Here is a 25,902-nt window from a genome sequence, read left to right as displayed (position 1 = left end):
GAAAAAGGAACAGCCCGCGCCGCGGATCGGCGAACAGCAGGTCGGCCACGAATCCGGCGGCGATGCCGACGGCCCGGCTGTGCCGGATGGACCGGCCGGCCGGTCGGCTTCTGCGCGCAAACACCCCGGCAGCGTCTCACAGGTGGTCTACTCGGATGCATGAGGCTCGGTCCACCTCGACACCCGCGGCGCGTCACCGATCTGCTCAACCCGGCGGCGGCCCTGCTGCCCGCGGCCAACGTCATCATGCAGCTGTCGGCCCCGGGCGTGGGCTACGGCGTCCTGGAGAGCCCGGTGGACAGCGGCAACGTCTACAAGCACCCGTTCAAACGCGCGCGTACCACCGGCACCTATCTGGCCGCGGCCACCATGGGCACCGACGCCGACCGGGCACTGCTGCGCGCCCAGATCGACCGGGTGCATGCCCAGGTGCGTTCGACCGAGTCAAGCCCAGTGTCCTACAACGCTTTCGACCCGCAGCTGCAGCTGTGGGTGGCGGCCTGCCTGTATCGCTACTACATCGACATGCACGAGTACCTGTACGGCCCGCTCGACTCCGAGTCCGCCGACGCGGTCTATGCCGATGCCCGCACACTCGGCACCACGCTGCAGGTACGCGATGACATGTGGCCCGAGGACCGCCAGGCCTTCGACACGTACTGGAAGCAGTCACTGCAGGGTCTGCGCATCGACCCGCCGGTACGCGAGCACCTGTACGGCGTCGCCGCGATGGCGTTCCTGCCCGCCCCACTGCGATTGCTGGCCGGCCGGTTCAACCTGTTCGCCACCACCGGGTTCCTGCCCGCGGAGTTCCGCCACCACATGCGGATGAGCTGGACGGCCGATCAGCAGCGACGCTTCGAATGGTTGCTGAGCGGCCTGCGGCTCGCCGACCGCGTGATCCCGCACGAGGTGTGGGTGCTGGGTTATCAGCTCTACCTGTGGGACATGCGGATCCGCGATCGCCGGGGCAAGCGGGTGGTCTGATCGGCCCGCGCCGGGTCCGCGGTTATGATCCGACGCGGAGGTCCCTTTGAAAGACGCCATTGTCCTGGTTGCCGTTTCGCTGGCAATCGGATTCGCGCTCGGCGGGCTCAAGGCATCCGGACCACCGGTCGCCGCCCCTGAACCACCGGCCCCACCGCTGCCCACACCGGGCATCTACACCGTCACCGAGAAGTCGACCAGCGACCCCTGGGAGCCCTACGACTGGACGCTGTCGGACTGCGGCCCGACGTGCCTGCGCGTGCTCGCGCCAGTGTCCGAAGGTGGCTGGCAGATGGATCTGGCGTGGAACCCCGCCGCCGACCGGCACACGGGCGCCTGGGTGGGTGAGCGGACCAACCCCGGCATCCGCTGCCAGATCGGTACCCCCGACGAGTACCAGACGGGCCCGGTCCCGCTGAAGTACGTCATCCGGGCCGATCTCACCGGCTTCGTCAACATGAAGTTCTCGCCGGAGAACCCGTCGTGTTCGGGCGACACCGTAATGCGCGGGCGCGAACTCACGCTGGAGCGGGCGAAGTCGGTGTGGTCGTAGGAAACTGGCCTCCTCGGACCGCTCGCTTCTTCCTGGGCTCGTTTTCGATTGAGAACGCGCGTGCGCGTCGCAATACAGAACTAAAAGCACCCGTATCTTTCCTGTCGCCAACAATTCCTCTGGCCGCCGATGCCGACAGTCTGCTTGCGTTGTGAATTGTTCCGAGCGTCGATGGGAATCGGCAACGGCAGGCAGGCACCACCGGCTTCCCCGCGCTATCGTATGTAATCGTTTGCGTNATGTAATCTTTTGGGTTGTGGCCAAACATGTCCGGCAAACCAGAGCCGGGCGGGGGCGCTGCAACCGCCATTTTAGGCACAGACATTTTAATATTGAGATATCGGCATGAGTTTAAGCGCCGGCCGGTCCAATATGAATTTGGCATGAACCATGTGACACCAAACTATGTCTCCGGACAATGGGATTTATGGCGGCCATGTCGGTGTCTCCACGTGAACAAGTACCCCGGCGAGCGATGCTTGGTCAGCTACCCCGGATGCACCGTGCTGACGGTTCACCGATCCGGGTGTTGGTTGTCGACGACGAGATTGCGCTGACCAACCTGGTCAAAATGGCCCTGCGCTACGAGGGCTGGACCGTAGACGTCGCACATAGCGGCGGAGATGCGGTGGCCATGTTCCACGACAGCAAGCCCGATGCCATCGTTCTGGACATCATGTTGCCTGACATCGACGGGTTGCAGATCTTGCAACAGGTGCGCGCAGCCGAGGCGTATACACCGACGTTGTTCCTCACTGCGCGCGATTCGGTGGTGGACCGGGTGGCCGGCTTGACCGCCGGCGCCGACGACTACCTGACCAAACCGTTCAGCTTGGAGGAGCTCGTCGCCCGGCTGCGGAGTTTGCTGCGCCGGTCCACCCACACCGAACCGCCCGTCGACGAGGTGCTGCGGGTCGGTGACATTGTGCTCGACGGAGTCACCCACGAGGTGATGCGCGCCGGTGTGAAACTGACGCTCACCATCACCGAGTTCGAGCTGCTGCGGTACCTGATGCGTAATCCGCGGCGAGCTCTGACGCGCGCCGAGATACTCGAGCGGGTCTGGAACTACGGTTTCGGCGGCAAGACGAGCATCGTCGACCTCTACATCTCATACCTGCGCAAGAAGGTCGATGAGGGCCACGAGCCGATGATTCACACCGTGCGCGGCATTGGATACATGCTGCGGCCAAAGGAATGACGAAGCGCTACAAGATGATCCGAGCACACCGCTACGACCGTGCGTGGCCGACCTCGAATGTGCGCACCTCGGTCGGTGTCACTTGGAGCACCCGCGCGCTCGGGATGTCGTAGAAAAGCCCGAGAACGTCGAGCCGACCGTGCTGGTAACGCTCGCGCAAAAGTGGATGGTCGGTCAACGTCTGCACTTGCAGCGCCACGTTCACCATGCTCAGCTGATCGACCATGTCGAACCCTTCGGCCGCCGCCGACTTCGCGATCGGATGACCGCCACCGCCGAACGCAGCCAGTGCCGGCCGGGCATATTCCAACCAGGCGTCGAGCGCTTCGTCGCCGGTGGATTGGCTTGGGCCATCGCGTAATACCGCGTGCATCGCACCGCAACTGGAGTGTCCGCACACCACGATCGACGACACGTCGAGGACCTTCACAGCGAATGCGATCGCCGCGTCTACCGACACGTCCTGCCGCCCGGTAGGGATGAAGTTGCCGACGTTGCGGACCGTGAAGAGGTCGCCGGGGCCGCTGCTGGTGATGACATTGGGCACGATCCGCGAGTCGGCGCAGGTGATGAACAGCGTCTCGGGTCGCTGTTCGTGTTCAAGCTCTTTCATGTGTGGCCGGATGAAGGGCGCCGTGCGGCGGTGGTATACCGCCAGCCCGTGCAACACTGACGGCCGCAGCTGCGGCTGCCAGGAGCTCCAGGGCATCACACCGACGCGTTTGTCGATAGGGGCGAAACCCCGCATAGGCGGCCCGGCGACGGCGCTGTCCATCTCGACCGCGCCGACATCGTGGATGTCGACGCTGCCGCCGGACGCAACTTGTTGGCGCTGCCAAGCGTCGATGGTCTCGTAGCCGGCATGGTCGATGAAGTCGACCGACAATTCGACGGTGACGTGTGCCCCCTCTGGCACGGACGCCAGCACGCTGTTGAGTCTCGGGAGCGACAGAAATGTCACCGAACCGTCGATGACGACGCGCCATTCGCCCTCGCCGGTCCGCTCCGCAGTGATCTTGACCCGCACCACCCGCCAGACGGTCAGCGATACGGCAAGTGCCAGCCCGATCAACACTCCCTCAAGCAGGTTGAGGAATACCACGCCCACGATCGTGGCAAGGTAGACCGCGAGATCGCCGGTGCGCCACGCCGTCTTGATGTGAGCCCATTTCACGAGTTGTACGCCGATCACGATGAGCAGCCCGGCCAGCGCCGACGCGGGAATCAGCTTGGCCAGCCCCGCGAACGGCACCGCGAACGCCAGCACCCAGACGCCGTGCAGGATCGACGACGCACGGGTTCGGGCACCAGCGGCAACGTTGGTGGAGCTGCGCACGATCACACCGGTCACCGGCAGACCGCCGATGGAGCCAGACGCGATGTTGGCCACGCCCTGCCCCATCAGTTCACGGTCGAAATTGGTGCGCGGCGCGCGACTTTGCATGCGGTCTACCGATACAGCGGACAACAGACTTTCGACGCTGGCGATCAGCGCCACCGTCAGCACGCCAGTGGCAAACGCACCCCAATTGCCGTCGGGCAGGTTCGGCAGTTGCAGGGCATCTACCAGCGAGCCGTCGATCACAATCCGCGCGACGTCGAACGGTGCGACGAGCGAGAGCAACGTCACGCCGAAAATCGCCACCAGCGGACCGGGTATCACCTTCACCCGCTCGGGCATCCAGCGCCATGCGACGAGGATGCCGATGACGAGCAGGCCGAGGAACGTACCGGGCCCGTGCGCATGGAGCACCTGCCCGGGTAGTCCGATCACGTTGCGCCAGGCCGAACTTGCGGAATCACCGCCGAGCAGCACGTGAGTCTGCTGCAAGGCGATCGTAACGCCGATACCGGCAAGCATCGCGTGCACCACGACCGGCGAGATCGCCAGTGCCGCGCGGGCAATCCGGCTGAGGCCGAGCAGAACCTGAAGTACACCTGCGCAGATGGTGATCGCGCAAGTAACCGCCCAGCCGAACTGGCCGACGAGCCCTGCGACGATGACCGTCAGCCCGGCTGCAGGTCCACTCACCTGCAGAGGCGACCCACCCAAAATGCCCACAACGATGCCGCCGACGATTGCGGCAATGATGCCGGCGAGCACCGGTGCATCGGAGGCAACTGCGATACCGAGCGACAAGGGCAGTGCGACGAGGAAAACGACGAGCGACGCCGGCAGGTCATATCGCAGCAGCGAGTGAAGACGGGACTGCTCCGACGGCCCACCAGACTTGTCGGCGGGCCGCTGAGTGGCCGGTGACAATCGCTGGTGGATGGCAGGCTCCTTCTATCGGTGGCCGGCGTCGAACGACCCAGACGCCGAAAAGCAACGTCGGCGTGGCCACATTGCGCCTGCCCGCTCCTCGACTTAAAAAAGTTGTGCAATATTGACCAACAAATTCGTCTGACGGTGAACGGCCAGCGCTTACCCGATTTCTGACACCAGGCTATTGAGCGCCCGAAAGTGGGGTCAAGCAAAGCTGACGGACGCATAGAGAACCCAAATATTTGCGCCTGGAATGCCGCCGCATATCCCATTCGACGTGTTGCGACGTGCGCAGATTAGGAGTCGATATGACCTCGGTGACAGCGATAGCGGTTGCCAGGAAAATGGAACCATGACGTCGGTGTCTGCCAAAGGTCTAGAGCGACCCCACGGTGCCGTTGACGGTCAGCCGCGCATCAACCGTGCCGATGGTTCGCCCATTCGAGTACTGCTGGTGGACGACGAGCCGGCGCTGGCCAACTTGGTAAAGATGGCCCTGCATTACGAGGGCTGGGTGATCGAGGTGGCCCACACCGGCGAGCAGGCGGTCGCAAGTTTCGGCGCGGCGGAACCGGACGTCGTGGTCCTCGACAATATGCTGCCCGATGTCGACGGCCTGGAGATCCTGCGACGCGTGCGCGAGTCGGAGAGCTATACGCCGACCCTGCTCCTCACGGCACGCGATTCGGTAATGGACCGCACGTCGGGGCTCGCGGCGGGCGCCGACGATTACATGAGCAAGCCGTTCAGCCTCGAAGAGTTGCTGGCACGGCTACGCAGCCTGCTGGGAAGATCCGGTCGCGGGGCGTCGGCAGATGTCGACACGGTACAGGTGGGCGACCTCATCCTTGCTGACGCCAGCCGTGAGGTGTCGCGCGACGGGGTGCCCGTGTCGCTGAGCGCCACGGAGTTCGAGCTCTTGCGGTATCTGATGCGCAACCCGCGCCGGGTGCTCAGCCGCTCCGAGATCCTCGATCGCGTGTGGCCCTACGGATACAGCGGCCGGTCGAGCATCGTCGACCTCTACATCTCATATCTGCGAAAGAAGATCGATACCGGCCGGTCGCCGATGATCCATACCGTGCGCGGAGTCGGCTACATCCTGCGGCCAGTGGAATGACACTGTAGAACGCAATTCACCGTCCGACCGCCTACGGCGCGCACTATGACGGCGACGGTTAGACCCGTTGAAATCGCTAGGAATTAGCCAGGAGATTTCTATGAATTCTCCATGCGCGCTTTCCGGCCAATTCCTATGTTTTCGATATGAGGCGGTCAATATCACCTTCGTGCAAACCTACACTGTAGGAAATTCACCTACTGGAAAGGTGGTGTTTCCAATCATGAAAGGTCCACTATCTAATCGAATAAAAGGCGCTGTCGCCGTGTTCGGAGGCGCAGCGGCCCTGTGCCTGACAATTGCCGCTCCAGCCGTTGCCGCACCGTCGAACCCGTCCGCGCAGGAGACCATCGATAAGCTGAAGGCCGACGGCTACAACGTCATCGTCTCCAAGGTCGGCAACAACTCGATTGATCAGTGCACCGTCAGTGCGGTGCGCGACGGTCACGACGTCAAGAACAACTGGATCATCCGGGGACCGGCCGGCCAGGTGGGCACCCAGACGCGCTACACCACCGTCTACGTCGACCTGCACTGCAAGGAATGACACCCGTCGGGTCAATGCTGATGTTGGTGGGCGCGGACGGTATCGAACCGCCGACCGCTGGTGTGTAAAACCAGAGCTCTACCACTGAGCTACGCGCCCCGTCGCAGGCACGGTACACGCCACAGGGGCGTGACCGGAAATTCAAGCCTGCAATGCTGCCAATGCTTCCCGCCACACCGCCTGATCGCGCGCCTGGCCCGGCTCCATCATCTCGGCGAACCGGATCGTGCCGGCCTTGTCGACGACGAACGTGCCGCGGTTGGGATAGCCCGCGTCGTCGTTGAACACACCGTAGGCCTGGGTCACCGCGCCGTGCGGCCAGAAATCCGCCAGCACCGGGAAGGTGAATCCGCTTTCGATGGACCAGATCTTGTGGGTCGGAGGCGGGCCGACGGAGATCGCCAGCGTCGCGGTGTCGTCGTTCTCGTACTCCGGCAGCTTGTCTCGGATCTCGCCGAGCTCGCCCTCGCACACCCCGGTGAACGCCAACGGGAAGAACACCAGCAGCACATCCTTGGACCCGCGGTAGCTGCTGAGGGTGATCGGCCGGCCGTTCTGGTCCCGGAGCGTGAAATCGGGCGCCGGGGCTCCCTCGGCCAGCATCAGGTCCGCTTTCCGGCGGCCTTCGACTTCGGCTGCACCAACCGGCTCGCCGTCCAGTCCCCCAATTTCGCCGATGAGGTCTGCATCAGCCCTGCCGTCGGCGCCGATTCGGCGATCTCGGCGGGCAGCACGTGCCCGGGCTTTCCGGTCTTGGGAGTGACCACCCAGATCACGCCGTCCTCGGCGAGTGGGGTGATCGCATCCATGAGCCGGTCGACGAGATCCCCGTCGTCGTCCCTCCACCAGAGCAATACGACGTCGACGACTTCGTCCGCATCCTCGTCGAGCAGCTCTGAGCCGCACGCTTCCTCGATGTCGGCCCGGATGTCGTCGTCGCTATCCTCGTCCCAACCCAGTTCCTGGACTATCTGATCCTTGTGGATGCCCAGAATGTGGGCGTAGTTCGGGCCTGAGTCCGTCCCCGCCGCCGCGACCACCGTCGGTCCTCCTTAACCTTTCTTCGAGCCTGTCTCAAGACTGCGTATTGCCCTATCGTCGCACGGCGACCCACCTGTGCGGGCGTCCGCCGGGCGAGTTTGTCTGTCCGGCCATCAGTACGCAGCGTCGCACCGGTTCAGCGCGTTCTCCCGGGCGGCGTTCGAACGCTGCGATGCCGCGTTGAACTGATCCGGCCCCGCATTGCCGGAAATGGCGGTGACGAGGGCCCGCGCCGAGTCGATCCACTCGGTCAGTGCGGCGCGCAGGTCCGGCGACAAGGCGTCGGACAGACCGGAACTGACCAGATCAGCGCTGCGGTTCAGCCCGTCGATCGCGGGCCCGGCCTTGGCGGCTGTGTCCCCGCCACTGTTGACCGCCTCCACGTAGCCGTTGACCGCGTCGACGGCGTCGACGGCGGACGTGCTGAGGTCCTCGCACACGGTGTGCACGGCGCGGGTGGTCAGCGACGCCTGACGCTCGGACTCCCGGGCCGCCGAGCTCTCCGAGGATTCCGCGATCGATGCCGACACCGAAGCCCGGTACACCGGGGCCGCATCGGAATCGACTTGTGCGGTACCGCCGGTAACAGCCGAACACCCCACCACAACCATGGCGATCACCGCCGCGCCACCCAGCGCGCACGCGGCGAGCCGCCCCTTTGCCCCAACCTGCCCATCAACCGGCACGATCTGCAGACGTTACCGGTTCAGAAAGCAACTGATGAGTAACTTGCGCAGCGCCACCCCCAGCGACACGGAGGCGGCAAGATGGGTGGACGATAGAAGGTGCCACAAGCACTATCAGTTGTTACCGCCTGACAAGGAGCGGAAGTTGACCACCGAGTTCGTGCGCCAGGATCTGGCCCAAAACTCCTCTACCGCAGCAGAACCCGACCGGGTCCGGGTGATCCGTGAGGGGGTCGCGTCATACCTGCCCGATATCGACACCGACGAGACCAGCGAATGGCTCGAGTCCTTCGATGAGTTGCTGGAGCGATCCGGTCCCGCTCGCGCGCGGTATCTGATGCTGCGACTGCTGGAACGCTCCCGGGAAAAGCGGGTTGCCATTCCGGCGCTGACGTCCACCGACTACGTCAACACCATCCCGACCGAACTCGAGCCGTGGTTCCCCGGCGACGAGGATGTCGAGCGACGCTATCGCGCCTGGATCCGGTGGAACGCCGCGATCATGGTGCACCGCGCGCAACGCCCCGGAGTCGGTGTGGGCGGCCATATTTCGACGTATGCCTCGTCGGCGTCGCTCTACGAGGTCGGCTTCAACCACTTCTTCCGCGGCAAGTCCCATCCCGGCGGTGGCGACCAGGTGTTCATCCAGGGCCACGCCTCCCCCGGCATCTACGCCCGCGCGTTCCTTGAGGGCCGGCTGACGACCGACCAACTGGATGGTTTCCGCCAGGAACACTCACACAAGGGTGGCGGCCTGCCGTCGTATCCGCATCCGCGGCTCATGCCGGATTTCTGGGAATTCCCGACGGTCTCGATGGGCCTGGGCCCGATGAACGCCATCTATCAGGCCCGGTTCAACCACTACCTGCACGACCGCGGCCTCAAGGACACCTCCGATCAACACGTGTGGGCGTTCCTCGGCGACGGCGAGATGGACGAGCCCGAGAGCCGCGGCCTGATCCAGGTGGCCGCGAACGAGGCGCTGGACAACCTGACCTTCGTGGTCAACTGCAACCTGCAGCGCCTCGACGGCCCGGTGCGCGGCAACGGCAAGATCATCCAGGAGCTGGAGTCGTTCTTCCGCGGCGCCGGCTGGAACGTCATCAAGGTGGTCTGGGGCCGCGAGTGGGACGCCCTGCTGCACGCCGACCGCGACGGTGCGCTGGTCAACCTGATGAACACCACCCCCGATGGTGACTACCAGACGTACAAGGCCAACGACGGCGCCTACGTGCGCGACCACTTCTTCGGGCGCGATCCGCGCACCAAGGCGCTGGTCGAGCCGATGACCGATCAGGAGATCTGGAACCTCAAGCGCGGCGGCCACGACTACCGCAAGGTGTACGCCGCCTACCGCGCCGCGATGGAGCACAAGGGTCAGCCGACGGTGATCCTGGCCAAGACCATCAAGGGCTACACGCTGGGCCAGCACTTCGAGGGCCGCAACGCCACCCACCAGATGAAAAAGCTTGCGCTGCAAGATCTCAAGGACTTCCGGGACGTCACCCGGGTGCCGATCAGCGACGCGCAGCTGGAGCAGGACCCCTACCTGCCGCCGTACTACCACCCGGGGCCCGAAACCCCGGAGATCCGGTATCTGCTGGACCGGCGGCGCGCCCTCGGCGGGTTCGTGCCCTCGCGACGCACCAAGAGCACGCCGCTTCCGCTGCCCGGTTCCGACACCTACAAGGCGCTCAAGAAGGGGTCCGGGCAGCAGTCGGTGGCCACCACCATGGCCACGGTCCGCACCTTCAAGGAACTGTTGCGGGACAAGAACATCGGGCCGCGGATCGTGCCGATCATTCCCGACGAGGCGCGCACGTTCGGCATGGACTCCTGGTTCCCGAGCCTGAAGATCTACAACCGCAACGGGCAGTTGTACACCTCGGTGGACTCCGAATTGATGTTGGCCTACAAGGAATCCGAGGTCGGCCAGATCCTGCACGAGGGCATCAACGAAGCGGGATCGACCTCGTCGTTCACCGCCGTCGGCACGTCCTACTCGACGCACAACGAGCCGATGATCCCGATCTACATCTTCTATTCGATGTTCGGGTTCCAGCGCACCGGCGACGGCCTGTGGGCCGCGGCCGATCAGATGGCGAAGGGCTTCGTGCTCGGCGCGACGGCCGGCCGCACCACGCTGACCGGTGAGGGGCTGCAGCACGCCGACGGCCACTCGCTGCTGCTGGCGTCGACCAACCCGGCCGCGGTCACCTACGACCCGGCCTTCGCCTACGAGATCGCCCACATCATCGAGAGCGGTCTGCAGCGGATGTACGGCGAGCACCCGGAGAGCGTGTTCTTCTACATCACCATCTACAACGAGCCGTACGTCCAGCCTGCCGAGCCGGCCGATCTGGACACCGAGGCACTGCTGCGCGGGATGTACCGCTACCGGCGGGCGGCCGAACCGCGCACCAGCACGGCCCAGATCCTGGCCTCGGGCGTGTCGATGCCGGAAGCGCTGCGCGCCGCCGACCTGCTCGCCGAGAAGTGGGACGTGGCCGCCGACGTGTGGTCGGTGACCAGTTGGGGCGAGCTCAACCGCGAGGGTGTGGAGATCGAGCGCCACCGGCTGCGGCATCCCGATCAGCCGGCCCGCACGCCGCACGTGACCAACGTGCTCGCGGATGCGGCCGGCCCGGTGGTGGCGGTGTCGGACTGGATGCGTGCAGTGCCCGAGCAGATCCGTCCCTGGGTCCCGGGCACCTACATCACGCTGGGCACCGACGGCTTCGGCTTCTCCGACACCCGGCCCGCCGCTCGCCGCTACTTCAACACCGACGCCGAGTCGGTCGTGGTGGCGGTGCTGGAGGGCTTGGCCCGCGACGGTGAGATCGATCCGTCGGTGGCCATCGCGGCGGCCAAGCAGTACAAGATCGACGACGTCTTCGCGGCGGCGGTCTCTTACGTCGACACCGGCAGCGCCTAGCCGCCGGCTCTCCTCCAACCATCCCGCGCGGCGGCGTCGCGCGGGATGGTTGGAGGAATCCACCAGAAAACAGGCGTAGCTTTTAGGGATGCCCGACAAGCGGTTCGTACCGCCCAAATCGACCGTCGAGGTCCTGGCCAGCGTGCCCGACTCGACGCTGCGCCGGTTGAAGCAGTATTCCGGCCGGTTGGCCACCGAGGCGGTGCACGCCATGGCCGAGCGGCTGGACTTCTTCTCCGATCTCGACGCGTCGCAGCGGGCCAGCGTCCAACTGGTGGTGCAGACCGCCGTGGTGAACTTCGTCGAATGGATGCGTGACCCGGCCAGCGACGTCAGCTACACGGCCCAGGCCTTCGAGGTGGTGCCCCAGGATCTGCGCCGGCGGATCGCACTGCGGCAGTCGGTCGAGATGGTGCGCACTTCGATGGAGTTCTTCGAAGAGGTGGTGCCGCTGCTGGCCCGCTCCGAGGAACAGCTCAACGCGCTCACCGCCGGGATTCTGCGCTACAGCCGGGACCTGGCCTTCGCGGCGGCCAGCGCCTACGCCGATCAGGCCGAGGCCCGCGGGGCCTGGGACCTGCGGATGGAGGCCAACGTCGTCGACGCCGTGGTGCGCGGCGACACCGGACCCGAACTGCAGTCCCAGGCGGCCGCACTCAACTGGGATGCCACCGCGCCGGCCACGGTGATCGTCGGGTTGCCCCGTCCCGATCGGCTGGATCTGGCCAGGGACGACATCCACGACGTCGTCAAGCGCAACGACCGGGCGGCCCTGTCCGACGTGCACGGAACGTGGCTGGTGACGATCGTGTCCGGCCCGCTGTCAGCTACCGACCGGTTCCTGGTCGACCTGCTGACCGTTTTCGCCGACGGCCCGGTGGTGATCGGGCCGACCTCGCCGACGTTGACGGCCGCTCACCGCAGTGCCACCGAGGCGATCTCCGGAATGAACGCCGTCGCCGGGTGGCCGGGTGCACCCCGTCCGGTGTCGGCCCGCGAACTGTTGCCGGAACGTGCCCTGCTCGGCGATGCGACGGCGATCGCTGCCCTGGAGACTGAGGTCATGCGTCCTTTGGCCGATGCGGGCCCGGCCCTCACCGAGACCCTCGACGCGTTCCTGGACTCCGGCGGCGCCATCGAAGCTTGCGCTCGCAAATTGTTCGTTCATCCAAACACGGTCCGCTACCGGCTGAAACGAATCGGTGATTTCACCGGCCGCGACCCCGTCGTGCCGAGGGACGCCTACGTGCTGCGGGTGGCGTCGACGGTGGGCAGACTGAGCAAACAGGCATACCAGCCGAGCACGCCAGATGGCGGAATCTCTGTGGTGCCGGCGATTCGCCCGGCTCATCCCGGCAGGCAGCGAGCCTGAGCGGGGGCCGGCCGGCAGCCGCGAGCGCAGTGACATATTTCGCTTCGGTGGAGGCAGGGTCGCGTTACATGCACTTTTGTGGGGAACCTACAAAAACATAAGACAAGGTTCATAATCTCTTACACCCCACAAAACCATCTTCACAGTGTTCTCTTAATGACGTGCCTCAACCCGTGCTCGCATTCCTTGCCCCCGGACAGGGATCGCAGACCCCCGGCATGCTCGCCCCCTGGCTCGAGCTGCCCGGTGCCGCCGATCGCCTTGCCACGTGGTCGCAGATCAGCGGCCTCGACCTGGCGCGGCTGGGTACCACCGCCACCGCCGAGGAGATCACCGACACCGCGGTGACGCAGCCGCTGGTGGTGGCCGCCACGCTGCTGGCATATGAAGAACTGACCAAGCGCGGCGTGCCCGCGACCGCCGAAACCATCGTGGCCGGCCATTCGGTCGGCGAGATCGCCGCCTACGCGATCGCCGGCGTCATCTCCGCCGACGATGCGGTCAAGCTGGCCGCCACCCGTGGCGCCGAGATGGCCAAGGCCTGCGCCATCGAGCCGACCGGTATGTCCGCGGTGCTCGGCGGCGACGAGGCCGAGGTTTTGGCCCGACTCGAGTCGCTCGACCTGGTTCCGGCCAACCGCAACGCCGCCGGGCAGATCGTGGCGGCGGGCGCCGTCGCGGCACTGGAGAAGCTCGCCGAGGATCCGCCGGCCAAGGCCCGGGTTCGTCAGCTGGCCACCGCGGGCGCCTTCCACACCCACTACATGGCCTCTGCCCTGGACGCTTACTCTGCCGCCGCGCAGTCTGTAACGACCGCGGAGCCGACCGCGACACTTCTGTCGAACGCGGACGGCCGGCCGGTGGTGTCCGCTGCCGATGCGATGGAGAAGCTGGTGTCCCAGCTGACCAAGCCGGTGCGCTGGGATCTGTGCACCGCCACCATGCGGGACCGCTTCTCCGGCGCCGAGCGCGCCGGGATCGTCGAGTTCCCGCCGGCGGGCACCCTGGTGGGCATCGCCAAACGTGAACTGAAGGGCACGCCGACCCGCGCGGTCAAGGCCCCAGCAGACCTGGACGGCTTGGACGAGCTGTAAGTCCAGCGACAACCGAATAGCGAATCAAACCGAACGTCCCTGAATTGTCCTTCGCACCCGGAGGGCGCTTTCAACAACAAGAAGGAGCCATTGTGGCCGCCAGTCAGGAAGAAATCATCGCCGGTCTCGCCGAGATCATCGAAGAGGTCACCGGCATCGAGCCGTCTGAGGTGACCCCGGAGAAGTCGTTCGTCGACGACCTGGACATCGACTCGCTGTCGATGGTGGAGATCGCGGTTCAGACCGAGGACAAGTACGGCGTGAAGATCCCGGACGAGGATCTGGCCGGCCTGCGCACCGTCGGTGACGTCGTCGCCTACATCCAGAAGCTCGAGGAAGAGAACCCCGAGGCCGCCGCCGCCCTGCGCGAGAAGTTTGGCTCGGAATGACCAGACCTTCCACTGCTAACGGAGGCTTCCCGAACGTCGTGGTGACCGCCGTGGAGGCAACCACGGCGCTCGCTGCTGACATCGAGAGCACGTGGAAGGGCCTCCAGGCCGGAGAAAGCGGCATCCGTGAGTTGACCGACGACTTCGTCACCAAGTGGGACCTTCCGGTGCGTATCGGTGGTCACCTGGTCGACGACATCGACAGTCACCTGACCCGCATCGAGCTGCGCCGCAATTCGTACGTGCAGCGCATGTCTCTGGTGCTGGCCCGGCGGCTGTGGAAGACCGCGGGCGCCCCTGAGGTCGATCCCGACCGCTTCGCGGTCGTGATCGGCACCGGTCTCGGCGGAGGCGAGAAGATCGTCGAGACCTACGACGCGATGAACGAGGGCGGCATCCGCAAGGTCAGCCCGCTCGCCGTTCAGATGATCATGCCCAACGGTGCCGCGGCCGTCGCCGGCCTCGAGCTGGGCGCCCGGGCCGGGGTCATCACCCCGGTGTCGGCGTGCTCGTCGGGCTCGGAGGCCATCGCACACGGTTGGCGTCAGATCGTCATGGGCGACGCGGATTTCGCCGTTGTCGGTGGCGTGGAGGGCGGTATCGAGGCACTGCCGATCGCGGCGTTCTCGATGATGCGCGCCATGTCGACCCGCAACGACGATCCCGCGGGGGCGTCCAGGCCGTTCGACAAGGATCGCGACGGATTCGTGTTCGGCGAGGCCGGCGCGATGATGATCATCGAGACCGAGGAGCATGCCCTGGCCCGTGGCGCCAAGCCGCTGGCCCGCCTGATGGGCGCAGGCATCACCTCGGACGCGTTCCACATGGTGGCTCCGGCGGACAACGGCGTCCGGGCGGGTGCGGCCATGAAGCGTGCGCTCGAAACCGCCGGCCTGGAAGCCAAGGACATCGATCACGTCAATGCCCACGGCACGGCCACCCCGATCGGTGACACCGCCGAGGCCAATGCCATCCGGGTCGCCGGATGTCAGAACGCCGCGGTCTACGCACCGAAGTCGGCTCTGGGGCACTCGATCGGTGCGGTCGGTGCGCTGGAGTCGGTGCTGACGGTCCTCGCGTTGCGGGACGGGGTCATCCCCCCGACCCTGAACTACGAGACACCGGATCCGGACATCGATCTCGATGTGGTTGCGGGCGAGCCTCGTTATGGCGACTACAAGTACGCCATCAACAACTCGTTCGGGTTCGGCGGCCACAATGTGGCCCTGGCCTTCGGTAAGTACTGAGGCCGCGGACGCGGACCCGATAGGTAACCCCGGAAGGTAAACCACCGAGGGAAGCACGGAAGGAAGAACTCCGTAAATATGGCGGGATTATCCACTGGGAATGGTCTTCCCAATGTGGTTGTCACCGGCGTCGCCATGTCAACGGCGCTGGCAACCGATGCTGAAAGCACCTGGAAGAAGCTGCTCGATGGTCAGAGCGGCATCCGGAAGCTCACCGACGGGTTCGTCGAGGAGTATGACCTGCCGGTTCGCATCGGCGGCCATCTCCTGGAGGAATTCGATTCCGAGCTGACGCGGGTCGAACTGCGCCGGCTGTCATATTTGCAGAAGATGGCGACGGTCATCGGCCGTCGGGTGTGGGCCAATGCCGGCTCCCCCGAGGTCGATGCCCGCCGTCTCATGGTGTCGATCGGCACCGGTCTGGGTTCGACCGAAGAACTCGTGTTCGCCTACGACGGAATGCGGGCCAAGGGCCTGCGTGCGGTGTCGCCGCTGGTGGTGCAGATGTACATGCCCAACGGTGCGGCCGCGGCCATCGGACTCGAGCGCAAGGCCAAGGCCGGGGTGTGTACCTCGATCTCGGCCTGCGCCTCGGGTTCCGAAGCCATCGCCAATGCGTGGCGCCAGATCGTCCTCGGTGAGGCCGATATGGCGATCTGCGGTGGCGTCGAGACCAAGATCGAGGCAGTGCCGATCGCCGGGTTCGCCCAGATGCGCATCGTGCTGTCCAACTCCAACGACGATCCCGAAGGCGCCTGCAAGCCCTTCGACAAGGACCGCAACGGCTTCGTGTTCGGCGAGGCGGGTGCCCTCATGGTGATCGAGACCGAGGAGCACGCCAAGGCCCGCGGCGCCAATATCCTGGGCCGGCTCATGGGCGCGAGCGTCACCTCGGACGGCTACCACATCGTGGCCCCGGATCCCAACGGTGAGCAGGCGGGTTACGCGATGACCCGGGCCATCCAACTGGCGGGTCTGCAGCCCACCGACATCGACCATGTCAACGCCCACGCCACCGGCACCAATGTCGGCGACGTGGCCGAGAGCAAGGCGATCAACAACGCGATGCTCGGCCACAAGCCCGCGGTGTACGCCCCCAAGGCCGCACTCGGCCACTCGGTCGGTGCGGTCGGCGCGGTCGAGTCCATCCTGACCGTGCTGGCGCTGCGCGACGGGGTCATCCCCGCGACGCGCAACCTGCACAATCTGGATCCCGAGATCGATCTGGACGTCGTCGCCGGCGAGCCGCGACAGGGCGATTTCAAATACGCAATCAACAATTCGTTCGGATTCGGTGGGCACAACGTCGCGCTCGCCTTCGGAAAGTACTGAGCTTCCGAACTACGGCGACCCAGCGCTTTCCATCAAAGGAGAACCATATGACGATCATGGCCCCCGAGGCAGCCGCCGAATCACTCGATCCGCGCGACCCCCTGCTGCGTCTGCAGACGTTCTTCGACGACGGCAGCGTCGAACTGCTCCACGAGCGCGACCGTTCCGGCGTGCTGGCCGCGGCCGGCACCGTCAACGGTGTTCGGACGATTGCCTTTTGCACCGACGGCACCGTGATGGGCGGCGCCATGGGCATCGAGGGCTGTGCACACATCGTCAACGCCTACGACACCGCGATCGAGGAGCAGAGCCCGATCGTCGGCATCTGGCATTCGGGCGGCGCCCGGCTGGCCGAGGGCGTCAAGGCCCTGCACGCGGTCGGTCTGGTCTTCGAGGCGATGATCCGGGCGTCGGGTTACATTCCGCAGATCTCGGTCGTCGTCGGCTTCGCCGCCGGCGGTGCGGCCTACGGGCCGGCCCTGACCGACGTGATCATCATGGCCCCGGACAGCAAGGTCTTCGTCACCGGTCCGGACGTGGTGCGCAGCGTCACCGGTGAGGACGTCGACATGGTGTCGCTCGGCGGCCCCGACGCCCACCACAAGAAGTCCGGCGTGTGCCACATCGTCGCCGACGACGAGCTCGACGCCTACGAGCGCGGCCGTCGCCTGGTCGGATTGTTCAGCCAGCAGGGCCATTTCGATCGCAGCAAGGCCGAGGCCGGCGACACCGACTTGGCCGCGCTGATGCCCGAGTCGGCCCGCCGCGCCTACGACGTGCACCCGATCGTCGAGGCGCTGCTCGACGAGGGTGTGCCGTTCGAGGAATTCCAGGCCAAGTGGGCCCCTTCGATCGTGGTCGGTCTGGGCCGGCTGGCCGGTCGCACGGTCGGTGTGATCGCCAACAACCCGCTGCGCCTGGGCGGCTGCCTGAACTCCGAAAGTGCCGAGAAGTCAGCGCGTTTCGTGCGCCTGTGCGACGCGTTCGGCATCCCGCTGGTGGTCGTCGTCGACGTTCCGGGCTATCTGCCCGGTGTCGATCAGGAGTGGGGCGGCGTGGTCCGTCGCGGCGCCAAGCTGTTGCACGCCTTCGGTGAGTCCTCGGTCCCCCGCGTCACGCTGGTGACCCGCAAGATCTACGGCGGCGCCTACATCGCGATGAACTCGCGTTCGCTCAACGCCACCAAGGTGTTCGCCTGGCCGGACGCCGAGGTCGCCGTGATGGGCGCCAAGGCCGCCGTCGGCATCCTGCACAAGCGCAAGCTGGCCGCAGCGCCGGATCACGAGCGGGAGGCGCTGCACGAGGAGCTGGCCATCGAGCATGAGCGCATCGCCGGCGGTGTGGATTCCGCGATCGAGATCGGCGTGGTCGACGAGAAGATCGACCCGGCCCACACCCGCAGCAAGCTGACGCAGGCACTGGCCGAGGCCCCGCACCGGCGCGGCCGCCACAAGAACATCCCGCTGTAACTCTCAGCTGGCACGAATGGCCAGTTATTGCACATATCAGGCGCAAAGCCGTGCAATAACTGGCCATTCGGCGTACTAGCGGGTGGTGTAGCCGCCGTTGGCGAAGATGGTCTGCCCGTTGATCCAGTGCCCCTCGCCGGCGAGGAACACCACCAGCGGGGCGATGTCGGTGATCTCGGTCAACCGGTTGCCCATCGCCTGCGACTTGTGGAACTCGACCCGCTCCGGAGTTTCCTGCGGGTAGAAGAACGGCGTGTCCATCGGTCCGGGCGCAACATTGTTGACGTTGATGCCGCGGGTCCCGAACTCCTTGGACGCGGCCCGGGTGAAGTGCTCGACGGGGCTCTTGGAACCCGCGTAGGTCGAATAACCGTCGGTGTAGGCCGCCAGCAGCGCCGTGACGATCGTGATCACCGAACCGTTGTCGTTGAGCCGTTTGCCGGCCTGCTGCAGGAAGAAGTAGGCGGCCTTGGCATTGATGTCGAACATCGAGTCGTACTCGGCCTCGGTGGTTTCCACGAACGGCTTGCGCAACACCTTGCCGACGGTGTTGATCGCGATGTCGACACTGCCGAATGCATCTACGGCCGTGTCGAACAGTTTCTCGACGTTGGCCGGCACCGTCAGGTCGCCCTGCACCTTGACGGCCTTGACGCCCGCGGCCTGCACGGCGGCCACCGTCTTGTCGGCATCGGCCTCAGAGGAGTCGCTGTTGTAATGCACCGCGACGTTGACACCGCTGGCAGCCAACGTGGTGCTGATCAGGCCGCCCAGGTTCTTCGCCCCGGCAGCAACAACGGCTGATTTACCTTCCAGTTTGCTCATATCTGGCAGCGTAGTTTCGCGATCCACAGATGAATAACGCAAGTTTTCGAAGTATCCACAAGCTTTAGTTGTAGTTAGACTTGCCCGGTGGCGGACAACATCCCTGATCTGCGGCGTTTACGTCAGTTCATCGAGATCGGCGAGGCCGGCAGCCTGACCGCCGCCGCTGCCGCGCTCCACGTTAGCCAACAGGCCCTCAGCAGCTCCATGCAGCAATTGGAGAAGGAGCTCAATGCCTCACTGTTCCGGCGCGAGGGGCGCCGGCTGATCCTCACCAGCGCCGGCGAGCTGCTGCTTGCCGAGGGCAAAACCCTGCTGGCCGCGGCGCACACCGTGGCCGAGCGGGTGACACAGACCGCGGGAGCGGCCGCCGAGGTCTTCGTCGTCGGCCACACCCCGGCCCTGAGCGGATCCGAGGTCTACACCCGGGTCGAACCGGCCATCTGCGCCTTCCCGGAGACGTCCTTCACCTTTCGGCAGCTCTACCCCGACCAGCTCGCCGATGCGGTGCTCGAGGGCGCCGTGCACCTGGGCCTACGTCGCGCCGTGGTCCCGACAAACCAATTGGCCACGGCCATCGTGGGTTACGACCGGGTTCGGCTGGCCGTGCCCCGGGAACACCGGCTGGCGGACCGGCCTGCCGTCGGCATCGACGAACTCGCCGAAGAGCGCATCGCACTGTGGGCTCCCCCTGGCACGTCGTACTACAGCGACTTTCTGATGGCCGCGTGCCGGCGTGCCGGATTCGAGCCCGACTATGTCGTGAGCCGGGTGCAGGGCTCGGCCACCGTCGCCGCCCCGCTCACCACCGGCGCCGTCGCCTTCGTCACCACCGCGGCCGGTCCGGCCATGTCGGGCCGCGTGGTGGTCACCGAGCTCGAACCACCGCTACTGGTCGGTGTGCAGGCAATGTGGCAGCGCCACACCAGTTCCGCGGTGCGCGATGTGCTGCTGTCGCAGGCATAGTCGAAGACCCCCGAACCACACCGGCGTCAGCCGACCCGGGACAGCGGGCTGCCCACGACAACCTGCATGACCCGACGCTCGGGATCGTCGTCGGGCACCGGCGCCTTCCACCAGCCACGTGCCCGCTGTTGCCGGTCGACGGTGGAGGCGATGTACTCGTTGCCGCCTTTCCCGCCCACCCGCGCGTGGGGAGGCAGAAAGCGGTAGATGCCCTTCCGAGACTTCTCCACCGCGAGTGCGGGATCTGGGTTGAGGCGGGTGTACGCATCGACGATGTCCTCGGCCGTTGTGGGTTCGCCCGGGAAAACTCCCGGCCGGAACGCCTTGTCGACGAACGCCAGTCCCGCACCGCGCGCCTTCTCCAGCATCCACCACAATGCGATGTCGCTGAGTCCATCGTTGCCGTTGCCGCCGCCGACATCCGAGTGCGCTCCGGCGAACCACACCTGCTCCAGCCGCTGGTCGGCCGGAGCCATATCAGATTGGGACCAGATGGTCGGCACGAAAGGTCCACGCCGCTCGTCGATCGCGAGTGCCTGGTAGGCCTCCCCCACCCTCGAACTCAAAGTGGTGTCGTGAAACTCGTACCGCTTGTTGAATCGACGGGCCAGCCACCCTCCGATTGACGGAATCCCCAGGGCGCCAACGGTGTCCCAGACGCCGATGAACCGGATCTCGGGTTCGCAGGAGTACATCTTCCGGAACAGCGCCGCCGCGACGCTGCGCGGATTGGTTTCCTTGTTCCGGGCTCGGTACAGCGCGTACGCCTGTCCGATCTGGTCCGCGTTGTCACGATGCAGCACTCCCGAGTTGCGGATCAGGCCGGCCGTGCTGCGTGCGGTGTACGCCCCGCGGCTGAACCCGAAGAAGAACAACTCATCACCCTCTTCGTAGTTCTGGACGACGAATCGATACGTCTCGCAGACATCACGGAAGAGGCCGGCGCCGAAGGCCCCGCCGAGCAGGCGGTCCGACCGGGTGGTGCCGACCCCGCGATGGTAGAACAGGCGTTGCTCGCGGCCCTCGTCATCGTGAGAAGCCAGCCCCATCGCGACTTTCGCGACGTTGGTCGGTGTGGGCCTGCCCTTTGTCGTCTGATCGGGTGTGTTCCACGTGCCGTCGCAGCACACCACCAGTCGCTTCGCCATGATCGAGCTCCCTCGCCGCACAGGTTTGCGCCTCACGGCTCAGTGTGCGCGCGGCGACCGGCCGCGCCATGCGTAGTGGACTACTCGACTTCCCCGAACTCCGCGATCATCTCCGCGGCGGTCTCGGCGGCCCGGTCTCGATCGGAGCCCACCAGTCCGATACGGGTACGCCGGTCGAGGATGTCGTCGGCGCACAGCGCGCCTTCGTGCGTTACGGCGTACTCGAACTCGGCCCGGGTGACGTCAATTCCCTCAGCGACCGGATCGGTGGGGCGGTCGCATCGGGCCCGGGCGATCACATTGGGCGCCTCGGCGCCGTACCGGGCCACCAGGGAAGACGGCAACGGGTGGTCGGACCGCAAGGTGGACACCAGGTTGGCGGGGGCGCCGACCAGCGGCAGGTTGGCCGTCCGGCAGTGCGCGGCCGAGAGCCCGCGCAGCGCCACGGCCCGGTCCAGGACATCCTGGGCCATGTACCGGTATTCGGTGAGCTTGCCACCGATGATGCTGATCACCCCGCCGGCCGACTCCACGACCGCGTGCTCGCGGGACACGTCGGCCGTGCTGCCCGCTCCGGTGTCGATCAGCGGCCGCAACCCGGCATAGCTGCCCCGCACGTCGGCTGTGGTCAGATCGGTGGCCAGGGCGGTGTTGACGGTGTCCAGCAGAAAGCCGATCTCGGCCGGGGTTGGTTGTGGCACATCGGGAATCGGGCCCGGCGCGTCCTCATCGGTCAAGCCGAGGTAGACCCGGCCCAGCTGCTCGGGCATCGCGAAGACGAAGCGGTTCAACTCCCCGGGGATCGGAATCGTCAGCGCGGCGGCGGGATTGCCGAACGCCGCGGCATCGAACACCAGATGCGTTCCGCGGCTGGGCCGCAGCTTGAGCGCGGGGTCGAGGTCGCCGGCCCATACGCCGGCAGCGTTGATCACCACCCGCGCGCCGGCATCGAAGGATTCACCGGTGAGTTCGTCGGTCAGCCGGACCGAGGTGGCGTCGGCGGTACCGGCCGACACCCGGGTCAGGATGCGTGCCCCGTGCTGGGCGGCGGTGCGAGCGACGGCCGNCCCACCCGCGCGTGGGGAGGCAGAAAGCGGTAGATGCCCTTCCGAGACTTCTCCACCGCGAGTGCGGGATCTGGGTTGAGGCGGGTGTACGCATCGACGATGTCCTCGGCCGTTGTGGGTTCGCCCGGGAAAACTCCCGGCCGGAACGCCTTGTCGACGAACGCCAGTCCCGCACCGCGCGCCTTCTCCAGCATCCACCACAATGCGATGTCGCTGAGTCCATCGTTGCCGTTGCCGCCGCCGACATCCGAGTGCGCTCCGGCGAACCACACCTGCTCCAGCCGCTGGTCGGCCGGAGCCATATCAGATTGGGACCAGATGGTCGGCACGAAAGGTCCACGCCGCTCGTCGATCGCGAGTGCCTGGTAGGCCTCCCCCACCCTCGAACTCAAAGTGGTGTCGTGAAACTCGTACCGCTTGTTGAATCGACGGGCCAGCCACCCTCCGATTGACGGAATCCCCAGGGCGCCAACGGTGTCCCAGACGCCGATGAACCGGATCTCGGGTTCGCAGGAGTACATCTTCCGGAACAGCGCCGCCGCGACGCTGCGCGGATTGGTTTCCTTGTTCCGGGCTCGGTACAGCGCGTACGCCTGTCCGATCTGGTCCGCGTTGTCACGATGCAGCACTCCCGAGTTGCGGATCAGGCCGGCCGTGCTGCGTGCGGTGTACGCCCCGCGGCTGAACCCGAAGAAGAACAACTCATCACCCTCTTCGTAGTTCTGGACGACGAATCGATACGTCTCGCAGACATCACGGAAGAGGCCGGCGCCGAAGGCCCCGCCGAGCAGGCGGTCCGACCGGGTGGTGCCGACCCCGCGATGGTAGAACAGGCGTTGCTCGCGGCCCTCGTCATCGTGAGAAGCCAGCCCCATCGCGACTTTCGCGACGTTGGTCGGTGTGGGCCTGCCCTTTGTCGTCTGATCGGGTGTGTTCCACGTGCCGTCGCAGCACACCACCAGTCGCTTCGCCATGATCGAGCTCCCTCGCCGCACAGGTTTGCGCCTCACGGCTCAGTGTGCGCGCGGCGACCGGCCGCGCCATGCGTAGTGGACTACTCGACTTCCCCGAACTCCGCGATCATCTCCGCGGCGGTCTCGGCGGCCCGGTCTCGATCGGAGCCCACCAGTCCGATACGGGTACGCCGGTCGAGGATGTCGTCGGCGCACAGCGCGCCTTCGTGCGTTACGGCGTACTCGAACTCGGCCCGGGTGACGTCAATTCCCTCAGCGACCGGATCGGTGGGGCGGTCGCATCGGGCCCGGGCGATCACATTGGGCGCCTCGGCGCCGTACCGGGCCACCAGGGAAGACGGCAACGGGTGGTCGGACCGCAAGGTGGACACCAGGTTGGCGGGGGCGCCGACCAGCGGCAGGTTGGCCGTCCGGCAGTGCGCGGCCGAGAGCCCGCGCAGCGCCACGGCCCGGTCCAGGACATCCTGGGCCATGTACCGGTATTCGGTGAGCTTGCCACCGATGATGCTGATCACCCCGCCGGCCGACTCCACGACCGCGTGCTCGCGGGACACGTCGGCCGTGCTGCCCGCTCCGGTGTCGATCAGCGGCCGCAACCCGGCATAGCTGCCCCGCACGTCGGCTGTGGTCAGATCGGTGGCCAGGGCGGTGTTGACGGTGTCCAGCAGAAAGCCGATCTCGGCCGGGGTTGGTTGTGGCACATCGGGAATCGGGCCCGGCGCGTCCTCATCGGTCAAGCCGAGGTAGACCCGGCCCAGCTGCTCGGGCATCGCGAAGACGAAGCGGTTCAACTCCCCGGGGATCGGAATCGTCAGCGCGGCGGCGGGATTGCCGAACGCCGCGGCATCGAACACCAGATGCGTTCCGCGGCTGGGCCGCAGCTTGAGCGCGGGGTCGAGGTCGCCGGCCCATACGCCGGCAGCGTTGATCACCACCCGCGCGCCGGCATCGAAGGATTCACCGGTGAGTTCGTCGGTCAGCCGGACCGAGGTGGCGTCGGCGGTACCGGCCGACACCCGGGTCAGGATGCGTGCCCCGTGCTGGGCGGCGGTGCGAGCGACGGCCGTCACCAGCCGGGCATCGTCGATGAGCTGCCCGTCATAGGCCAGGTAGGCACCGTCCAGCCCGTCGGTGCGGACGGTCGGCACCAGTTCGAGCGCGCGACGCGCGTCCACCCGGCGCGACTGCGGCAGGGTCGACGCACTGGTACCCGCCAGCCGGCGCAGCCCGTCACCGGCCACGAACCCGGTGCGCACCAGGGCGCGCGACGCACGCCCCATCGAGGGCAGCAACGGCACCAGTTGCGGCATGGCCTTGACGAGATGGGGTGCGTTGCGGGTCATCAGGATCCCGCGTTCGATCGCGCTGCGGCGGGCGATGCCGACGTTGCCGGTGGCCAGATAGCGCAGACCGCCGTGCACCAGCTTCGAGCTCCACCGGCTGGTGCCGAAGGCGAGGTCGTGCTTTTCCACCAGCGCCACGCGTAGGCCTCGGGTGGCGGCGTCGAGCGCGATGCCCGCGCCGGTGATGCCGCCGCCGATGACGATCACATCGAGCCGCTCACCCTCGGCGAGCTCAGCTAATTCGGTTGTGCGCCTGGCACGGTCGAGTGCGGTCGGGCCGGTCATCAGGCGAGGTATCCGTTCAGTGCGTGGGCGAGTTCGGTGGCCAAGGCGTCGGCATCGAGGATGGGCTCGACCATCTGCGCCGACTGGATGGCCGATTGGGTGATCAGCAGGCACATGGTGGCGAGCCGGCGGGGATCCCCGGCGCGGACGCGGTCGCCCTTCCGTCCCGCCTCCTGCGCGAGTTTGAGCTCGCCGGCCAGCGCGTCGATCAGGATCTGCTGACTGGTGCCCAGCCGCTCGGCAATGTAGACCATCGCCAACTCGGGCGCGGAGTGCAGGACCGCCATGATCACCTCGTCGTGGCGCAGTCGGGCGGCCACCGTGACGATGCGGGCCACGAGCGCCGAACGACCAACCTCCGGGCTCTCGGTTTCGTCGAGCACACGCACCACCCTCGCGGTGAGCAGGGCGGCGAGGATCGACTGGGTATCAGGAAACCGCCGGTACACCGTCGGGCGGCTGACCCCGGCCCGGCGGGCGATCTCAGCCAGTGTCACCCGATCGATGCCGAATGCCAGCACGCAGCTGGCGGCCGCGTCCAGGATCCGGTCTGCCAGCACCTCGCCGGCATCATCGTTACTGATTGACATCATGTGTAATACTGTAACGCATGACGCGACCGGACGCACCGTTGTTACCTCCGATGAAGTGGGATGCGTGGGGTGACCCGCAGGCAGCCAAGCCCCTGTCCGAGGGAATCCGCACCCTGCTGCATCAAGCGCTGGGCGTCGAGGCGGAGCCGGCCGCGGAGTTGACACCCGAGCAGGTGCAACTGCGCCCCTCGGCACTGTCCGACGACGATCGCCGCGCGCTCGCCGAGATCGTCGGTGACCGGCACTGCGGCGTCGACACCTTCTCCCGGCTGTTGCACGCGGGCGGGAAGTCCACGCTGGACCTGTTGCGCCGCAAGGATTCCGGGGTCCAGGACGCCCCCGACGCGGTGCTGCTGCCCGGAACCGAGGATGAAGTAGCCGAGGTGCTCCGCTACTGCACCGAACATCGCATCGCAGTCGTCCCGTTCGGCGGCGGCACCAGCGTGGTGGGCGGGCTCGACC

23 protein-coding genes, 1 tRNA gene and 1 pseudogene are annotated in these 25,902 nt (G+C 66.3%); 14 read left to right on the top strand and 11 right to left on the bottom strand.

The features are described 5' to 3' along the window. The first annotated feature begins 159 nt into the window (after window positions 1–159). From BN4332_RS07035 to BN4332_RS07025, 3 genes are all read left to right on the top strand, one after another. On the top strand, window positions 160–987 hold the full coding sequence (locus BN4332_RS07035) for an oxygenase MpaB family protein (protein WP_066897797.1): 828 nt from the start codon (window positions 160–162) through the stop codon (window positions 985–987). Between the two features lie 46 nt (window positions 988–1,033). Next, complete coding sequence (locus BN4332_RS07030; protein ID WP_066897796.1) at window positions 1,034–1,540, top strand: hypothetical protein; 507 nt, start codon at window positions 1,034–1,036, stop codon at window positions 1,538–1,540. Window positions 1,541–1,976: 436 nt separating this feature from the next. Further along, the gene (locus BN4332_RS07025; protein WP_066897800.1) at window positions 1,977–2,741 is read left to right on the top strand and encodes a response regulator transcription factor; all 765 of its coding nucleotides are present in this window, start codon (window positions 1,977–1,979) and stop codon (window positions 2,739–2,741) included. Between the two features lie 31 nt (window positions 2,742–2,772). On the opposite strand, the gene BN4332_RS07020 is transcribed toward BN4332_RS07025, so the two are convergent. Beyond that, window positions 2,773–5,004: a SulP family inorganic anion transporter gene (locus BN4332_RS07020; protein WP_435405153.1), complete on the bottom strand. Its 2,232-nt coding sequence runs from the start codon at window positions 5,002–5,004 to the stop codon at window positions 2,773–2,775. Window positions 5,005–5,359: 355 nt separating this feature from the next. Between BN4332_RS07020 and BN4332_RS07015 the strand changes: the two genes are divergently transcribed. Next, on the top strand, window positions 5,360–6,127 hold the full coding sequence (locus BN4332_RS07015) for a response regulator transcription factor (RefSeq protein WP_066897794.1): 768 nt from the start codon (window positions 5,360–5,362) through the stop codon (window positions 6,125–6,127). Between the two features lie 100 nt (window positions 6,128–6,227). Next, window positions 6,228–6,674 (top strand): hypothetical protein, encoded by a 447-nt coding sequence (locus BN4332_RS34170; protein WP_235654039.1) that lies wholly within the window; start codon window positions 6,228–6,230, stop codon window positions 6,672–6,674. 24 nt (window positions 6,675–6,698) lie between these two features. On the opposite strand, the gene BN4332_RS07005 is transcribed toward BN4332_RS34170, so the two are convergent. The 4 genes from BN4332_RS07005 to BN4332_RS06990 all read right to left on the bottom strand — a co-directional run bounded on the left by BN4332_RS07005 (window position 6,699) and on the right by BN4332_RS06990 (window position 8,401). Then, window positions 6,699–6,773 (bottom strand) — tRNA-Val (locus BN4332_RS07005). Between the two features lie 42 nt (window positions 6,774–6,815). Then, window positions 6,816–7,277 (bottom strand): peroxiredoxin, encoded by a 462-nt coding sequence (locus BN4332_RS07000; protein ID WP_066897792.1) that lies wholly within the window; start codon window positions 7,275–7,277, stop codon window positions 6,816–6,818. Next, window positions 7,277–7,714, bottom strand: coding sequence for a DUF3052 domain-containing protein (locus tag BN4332_RS06995; RefSeq protein WP_066897791.1), 438 nt, complete (start codon window positions 7,712–7,714; stop codon window positions 7,277–7,279). The genes BN4332_RS07000 and BN4332_RS06995 overlap by 1 nt, the downstream gene beginning before the upstream one ends. 114 nt (window positions 7,715–7,828) lie before the next feature. Further along, window positions 7,829–8,401 (bottom strand): Rv2240c family protein, encoded by a 573-nt coding sequence (locus BN4332_RS06990; RefSeq protein ID WP_200820272.1) that lies wholly within the window; start codon window positions 8,399–8,401, stop codon window positions 7,829–7,831. A gap of 145 nt (window positions 8,402–8,546) precedes the next feature. On the opposite strand from BN4332_RS06990, the gene aceE reads away from it, so the two are divergent. From aceE to BN4332_RS06955, 7 genes are all read left to right on the top strand, one after another. Further along, entirely contained in the window at window positions 8,547–11,336 is a 2,790-nt protein-coding gene (gene aceE / locus BN4332_RS06985; RefSeq protein WP_066897790.1) for a pyruvate dehydrogenase (acetyl-transferring), homodimeric type, read from the top strand. A gap of 88 nt (window positions 11,337–11,424) precedes the next feature. Then, on the top strand, window positions 11,425–12,708 hold the full coding sequence (locus BN4332_RS06980; protein ID WP_066897789.1) for a PucR family transcriptional regulator: 1,284 nt from the start codon (window positions 11,425–11,427) through the stop codon (window positions 12,706–12,708). Between the two features lie 173 nt (window positions 12,709–12,881). Beyond that, window positions 12,882–13,802, top strand: a complete 921-nt coding sequence (locus tag BN4332_RS06975) for an ACP S-malonyltransferase (RefSeq protein ID WP_096866847.1) — start codon at window positions 12,882–12,884, stop codon at window positions 13,800–13,802. A 92-nt stretch (window positions 13,803–13,894) separates the two neighbouring features. Next, window positions 13,895–14,191 carry a meromycolate extension acyl carrier protein AcpM gene (gene acpM, locus BN4332_RS06970; protein ID WP_066897787.1) on the top strand — a complete coding sequence of 99 codons (297 nt, stop codon included), beginning with the start codon at window positions 13,895–13,897 and terminating at the stop codon, window positions 14,189–14,191. Continuing rightward, window positions 14,188–15,438: a 3-oxoacyl-ACP synthase KasA gene (gene kasA, locus BN4332_RS06965; protein WP_066897786.1), complete on the top strand. Its 1,251-nt coding sequence runs from the start codon at window positions 14,188–14,190 to the stop codon at window positions 15,436–15,438. The genes acpM and kasA overlap by 4 nt, the downstream gene beginning before the upstream one ends. A 78-nt stretch (window positions 15,439–15,516) precedes the next feature. Further along, the gene (gene kasB, locus BN4332_RS06960) at window positions 15,517–16,770 is read left to right on the top strand and encodes a 3-oxoacyl-ACP synthase KasB (protein ID WP_066897785.1); all 1,254 of its coding nucleotides are present in this window, start codon (window positions 15,517–15,519) and stop codon (window positions 16,768–16,770) included. Between the two features lie 47 nt (window positions 16,771–16,817). Further along, a complete protein-coding gene (locus tag BN4332_RS06955; RefSeq protein WP_003884430.1) occupies window positions 16,818–18,239 on the top strand; it encodes an acyl-CoA carboxylase subunit beta in 1,422 nt (473 codons plus the stop codon). A gap of 75 nt (window positions 18,240–18,314) precedes the next feature. Here the strand turns inward: BN4332_RS06955 and BN4332_RS06950 are convergent, their stop codons facing one another. Beyond that, window positions 18,315–19,064 carry an SDR family oxidoreductase gene (locus tag BN4332_RS06950; RefSeq protein WP_066897784.1) on the bottom strand — a complete coding sequence of 250 codons (750 nt, stop codon included), beginning with the start codon at window positions 19,062–19,064 and terminating at the stop codon, window positions 18,315–18,317. An 87-nt stretch (window positions 19,065–19,151) separates the two neighbouring features. Here BN4332_RS06950 and BN4332_RS06945 point away from each other — a divergent pair, with 87 nt between their 5' ends. Continuing rightward, a complete protein-coding gene (locus BN4332_RS06945) occupies window positions 19,152–20,030 on the top strand; it encodes a LysR family transcriptional regulator (protein ID WP_235654038.1) in 879 nt (292 codons plus the stop codon). A 26-nt stretch (window positions 20,031–20,056) separates the two neighbouring features. Here BN4332_RS06945 and BN4332_RS06940 read toward each other — a convergent pair whose 3' ends face one another. The 5 genes and pseudogenes from BN4332_RS06940 to BN4332_RS06920 all read right to left on the bottom strand — a co-directional run bounded on the left by BN4332_RS06940 (window position 20,057) and on the right by BN4332_RS06920 (window position 25,440). Then, window positions 20,057–21,178: a T6SS phospholipase effector Tle1-like catalytic domain-containing protein gene (locus tag BN4332_RS06940; RefSeq protein WP_066897783.1), complete on the bottom strand. Its 1,122-nt coding sequence runs from the start codon at window positions 21,176–21,178 to the stop codon at window positions 20,057–20,059. Between the two features lie 80 nt (window positions 21,179–21,258). Beyond that, window positions 21,259–22,242: pseudogene (locus BN4332_RS06935) on the bottom strand (glycerol-3-phosphate dehydrogenase/oxidase); the annotation flags it as partial. After that, window positions 22,200–23,219, bottom strand: coding sequence for a T6SS phospholipase effector Tle1-like catalytic domain-containing protein (locus BN4332_RS06930; protein ID WP_066897782.1), 1,020 nt, complete (start codon window positions 23,217–23,219; stop codon window positions 22,200–22,202). The pseudogene BN4332_RS06935 and the gene BN4332_RS06930, both read right to left, overlap by 43 nt. An 80-nt stretch (window positions 23,220–23,299) precedes the next feature. After that, complete coding sequence (locus tag BN4332_RS06925; RefSeq protein WP_066897781.1) at window positions 23,300–24,847, bottom strand: glycerol-3-phosphate dehydrogenase/oxidase; 1,548 nt, start codon at window positions 24,845–24,847, stop codon at window positions 23,300–23,302. After that, the gene (locus BN4332_RS06920; protein ID WP_066897780.1) at window positions 24,847–25,440 is read right to left on the bottom strand and encodes a TetR/AcrR family transcriptional regulator; all 594 of its coding nucleotides are present in this window, start codon (window positions 25,438–25,440) and stop codon (window positions 24,847–24,849) included. Before BN4332_RS06920 ends, BN4332_RS06925 begins: the two co-directional genes overlap by 1 nt. A gap of 50 nt (window positions 25,441–25,490) precedes the next feature. Between BN4332_RS06920 and BN4332_RS34165 the strand changes: the two genes are divergently transcribed. Next, on the top strand, window positions 25,491–25,902 hold a 412-nt coding region (locus BN4332_RS34165; RefSeq protein ID WP_435405188.1), incomplete at its 3' end, for an FAD-binding oxidoreductase.

It is taken from the genome of Mycolicibacterium houstonense, assembly GCF_900078665.2.
Classification (GTDB): domain Bacteria; phylum Actinomycetota; class Actinomycetes; order Mycobacteriales; family Mycobacteriaceae; genus Mycobacterium; species Mycobacterium houstonense.
This window is presented reverse-complemented; position numbering and strand designations above follow the sequence as displayed.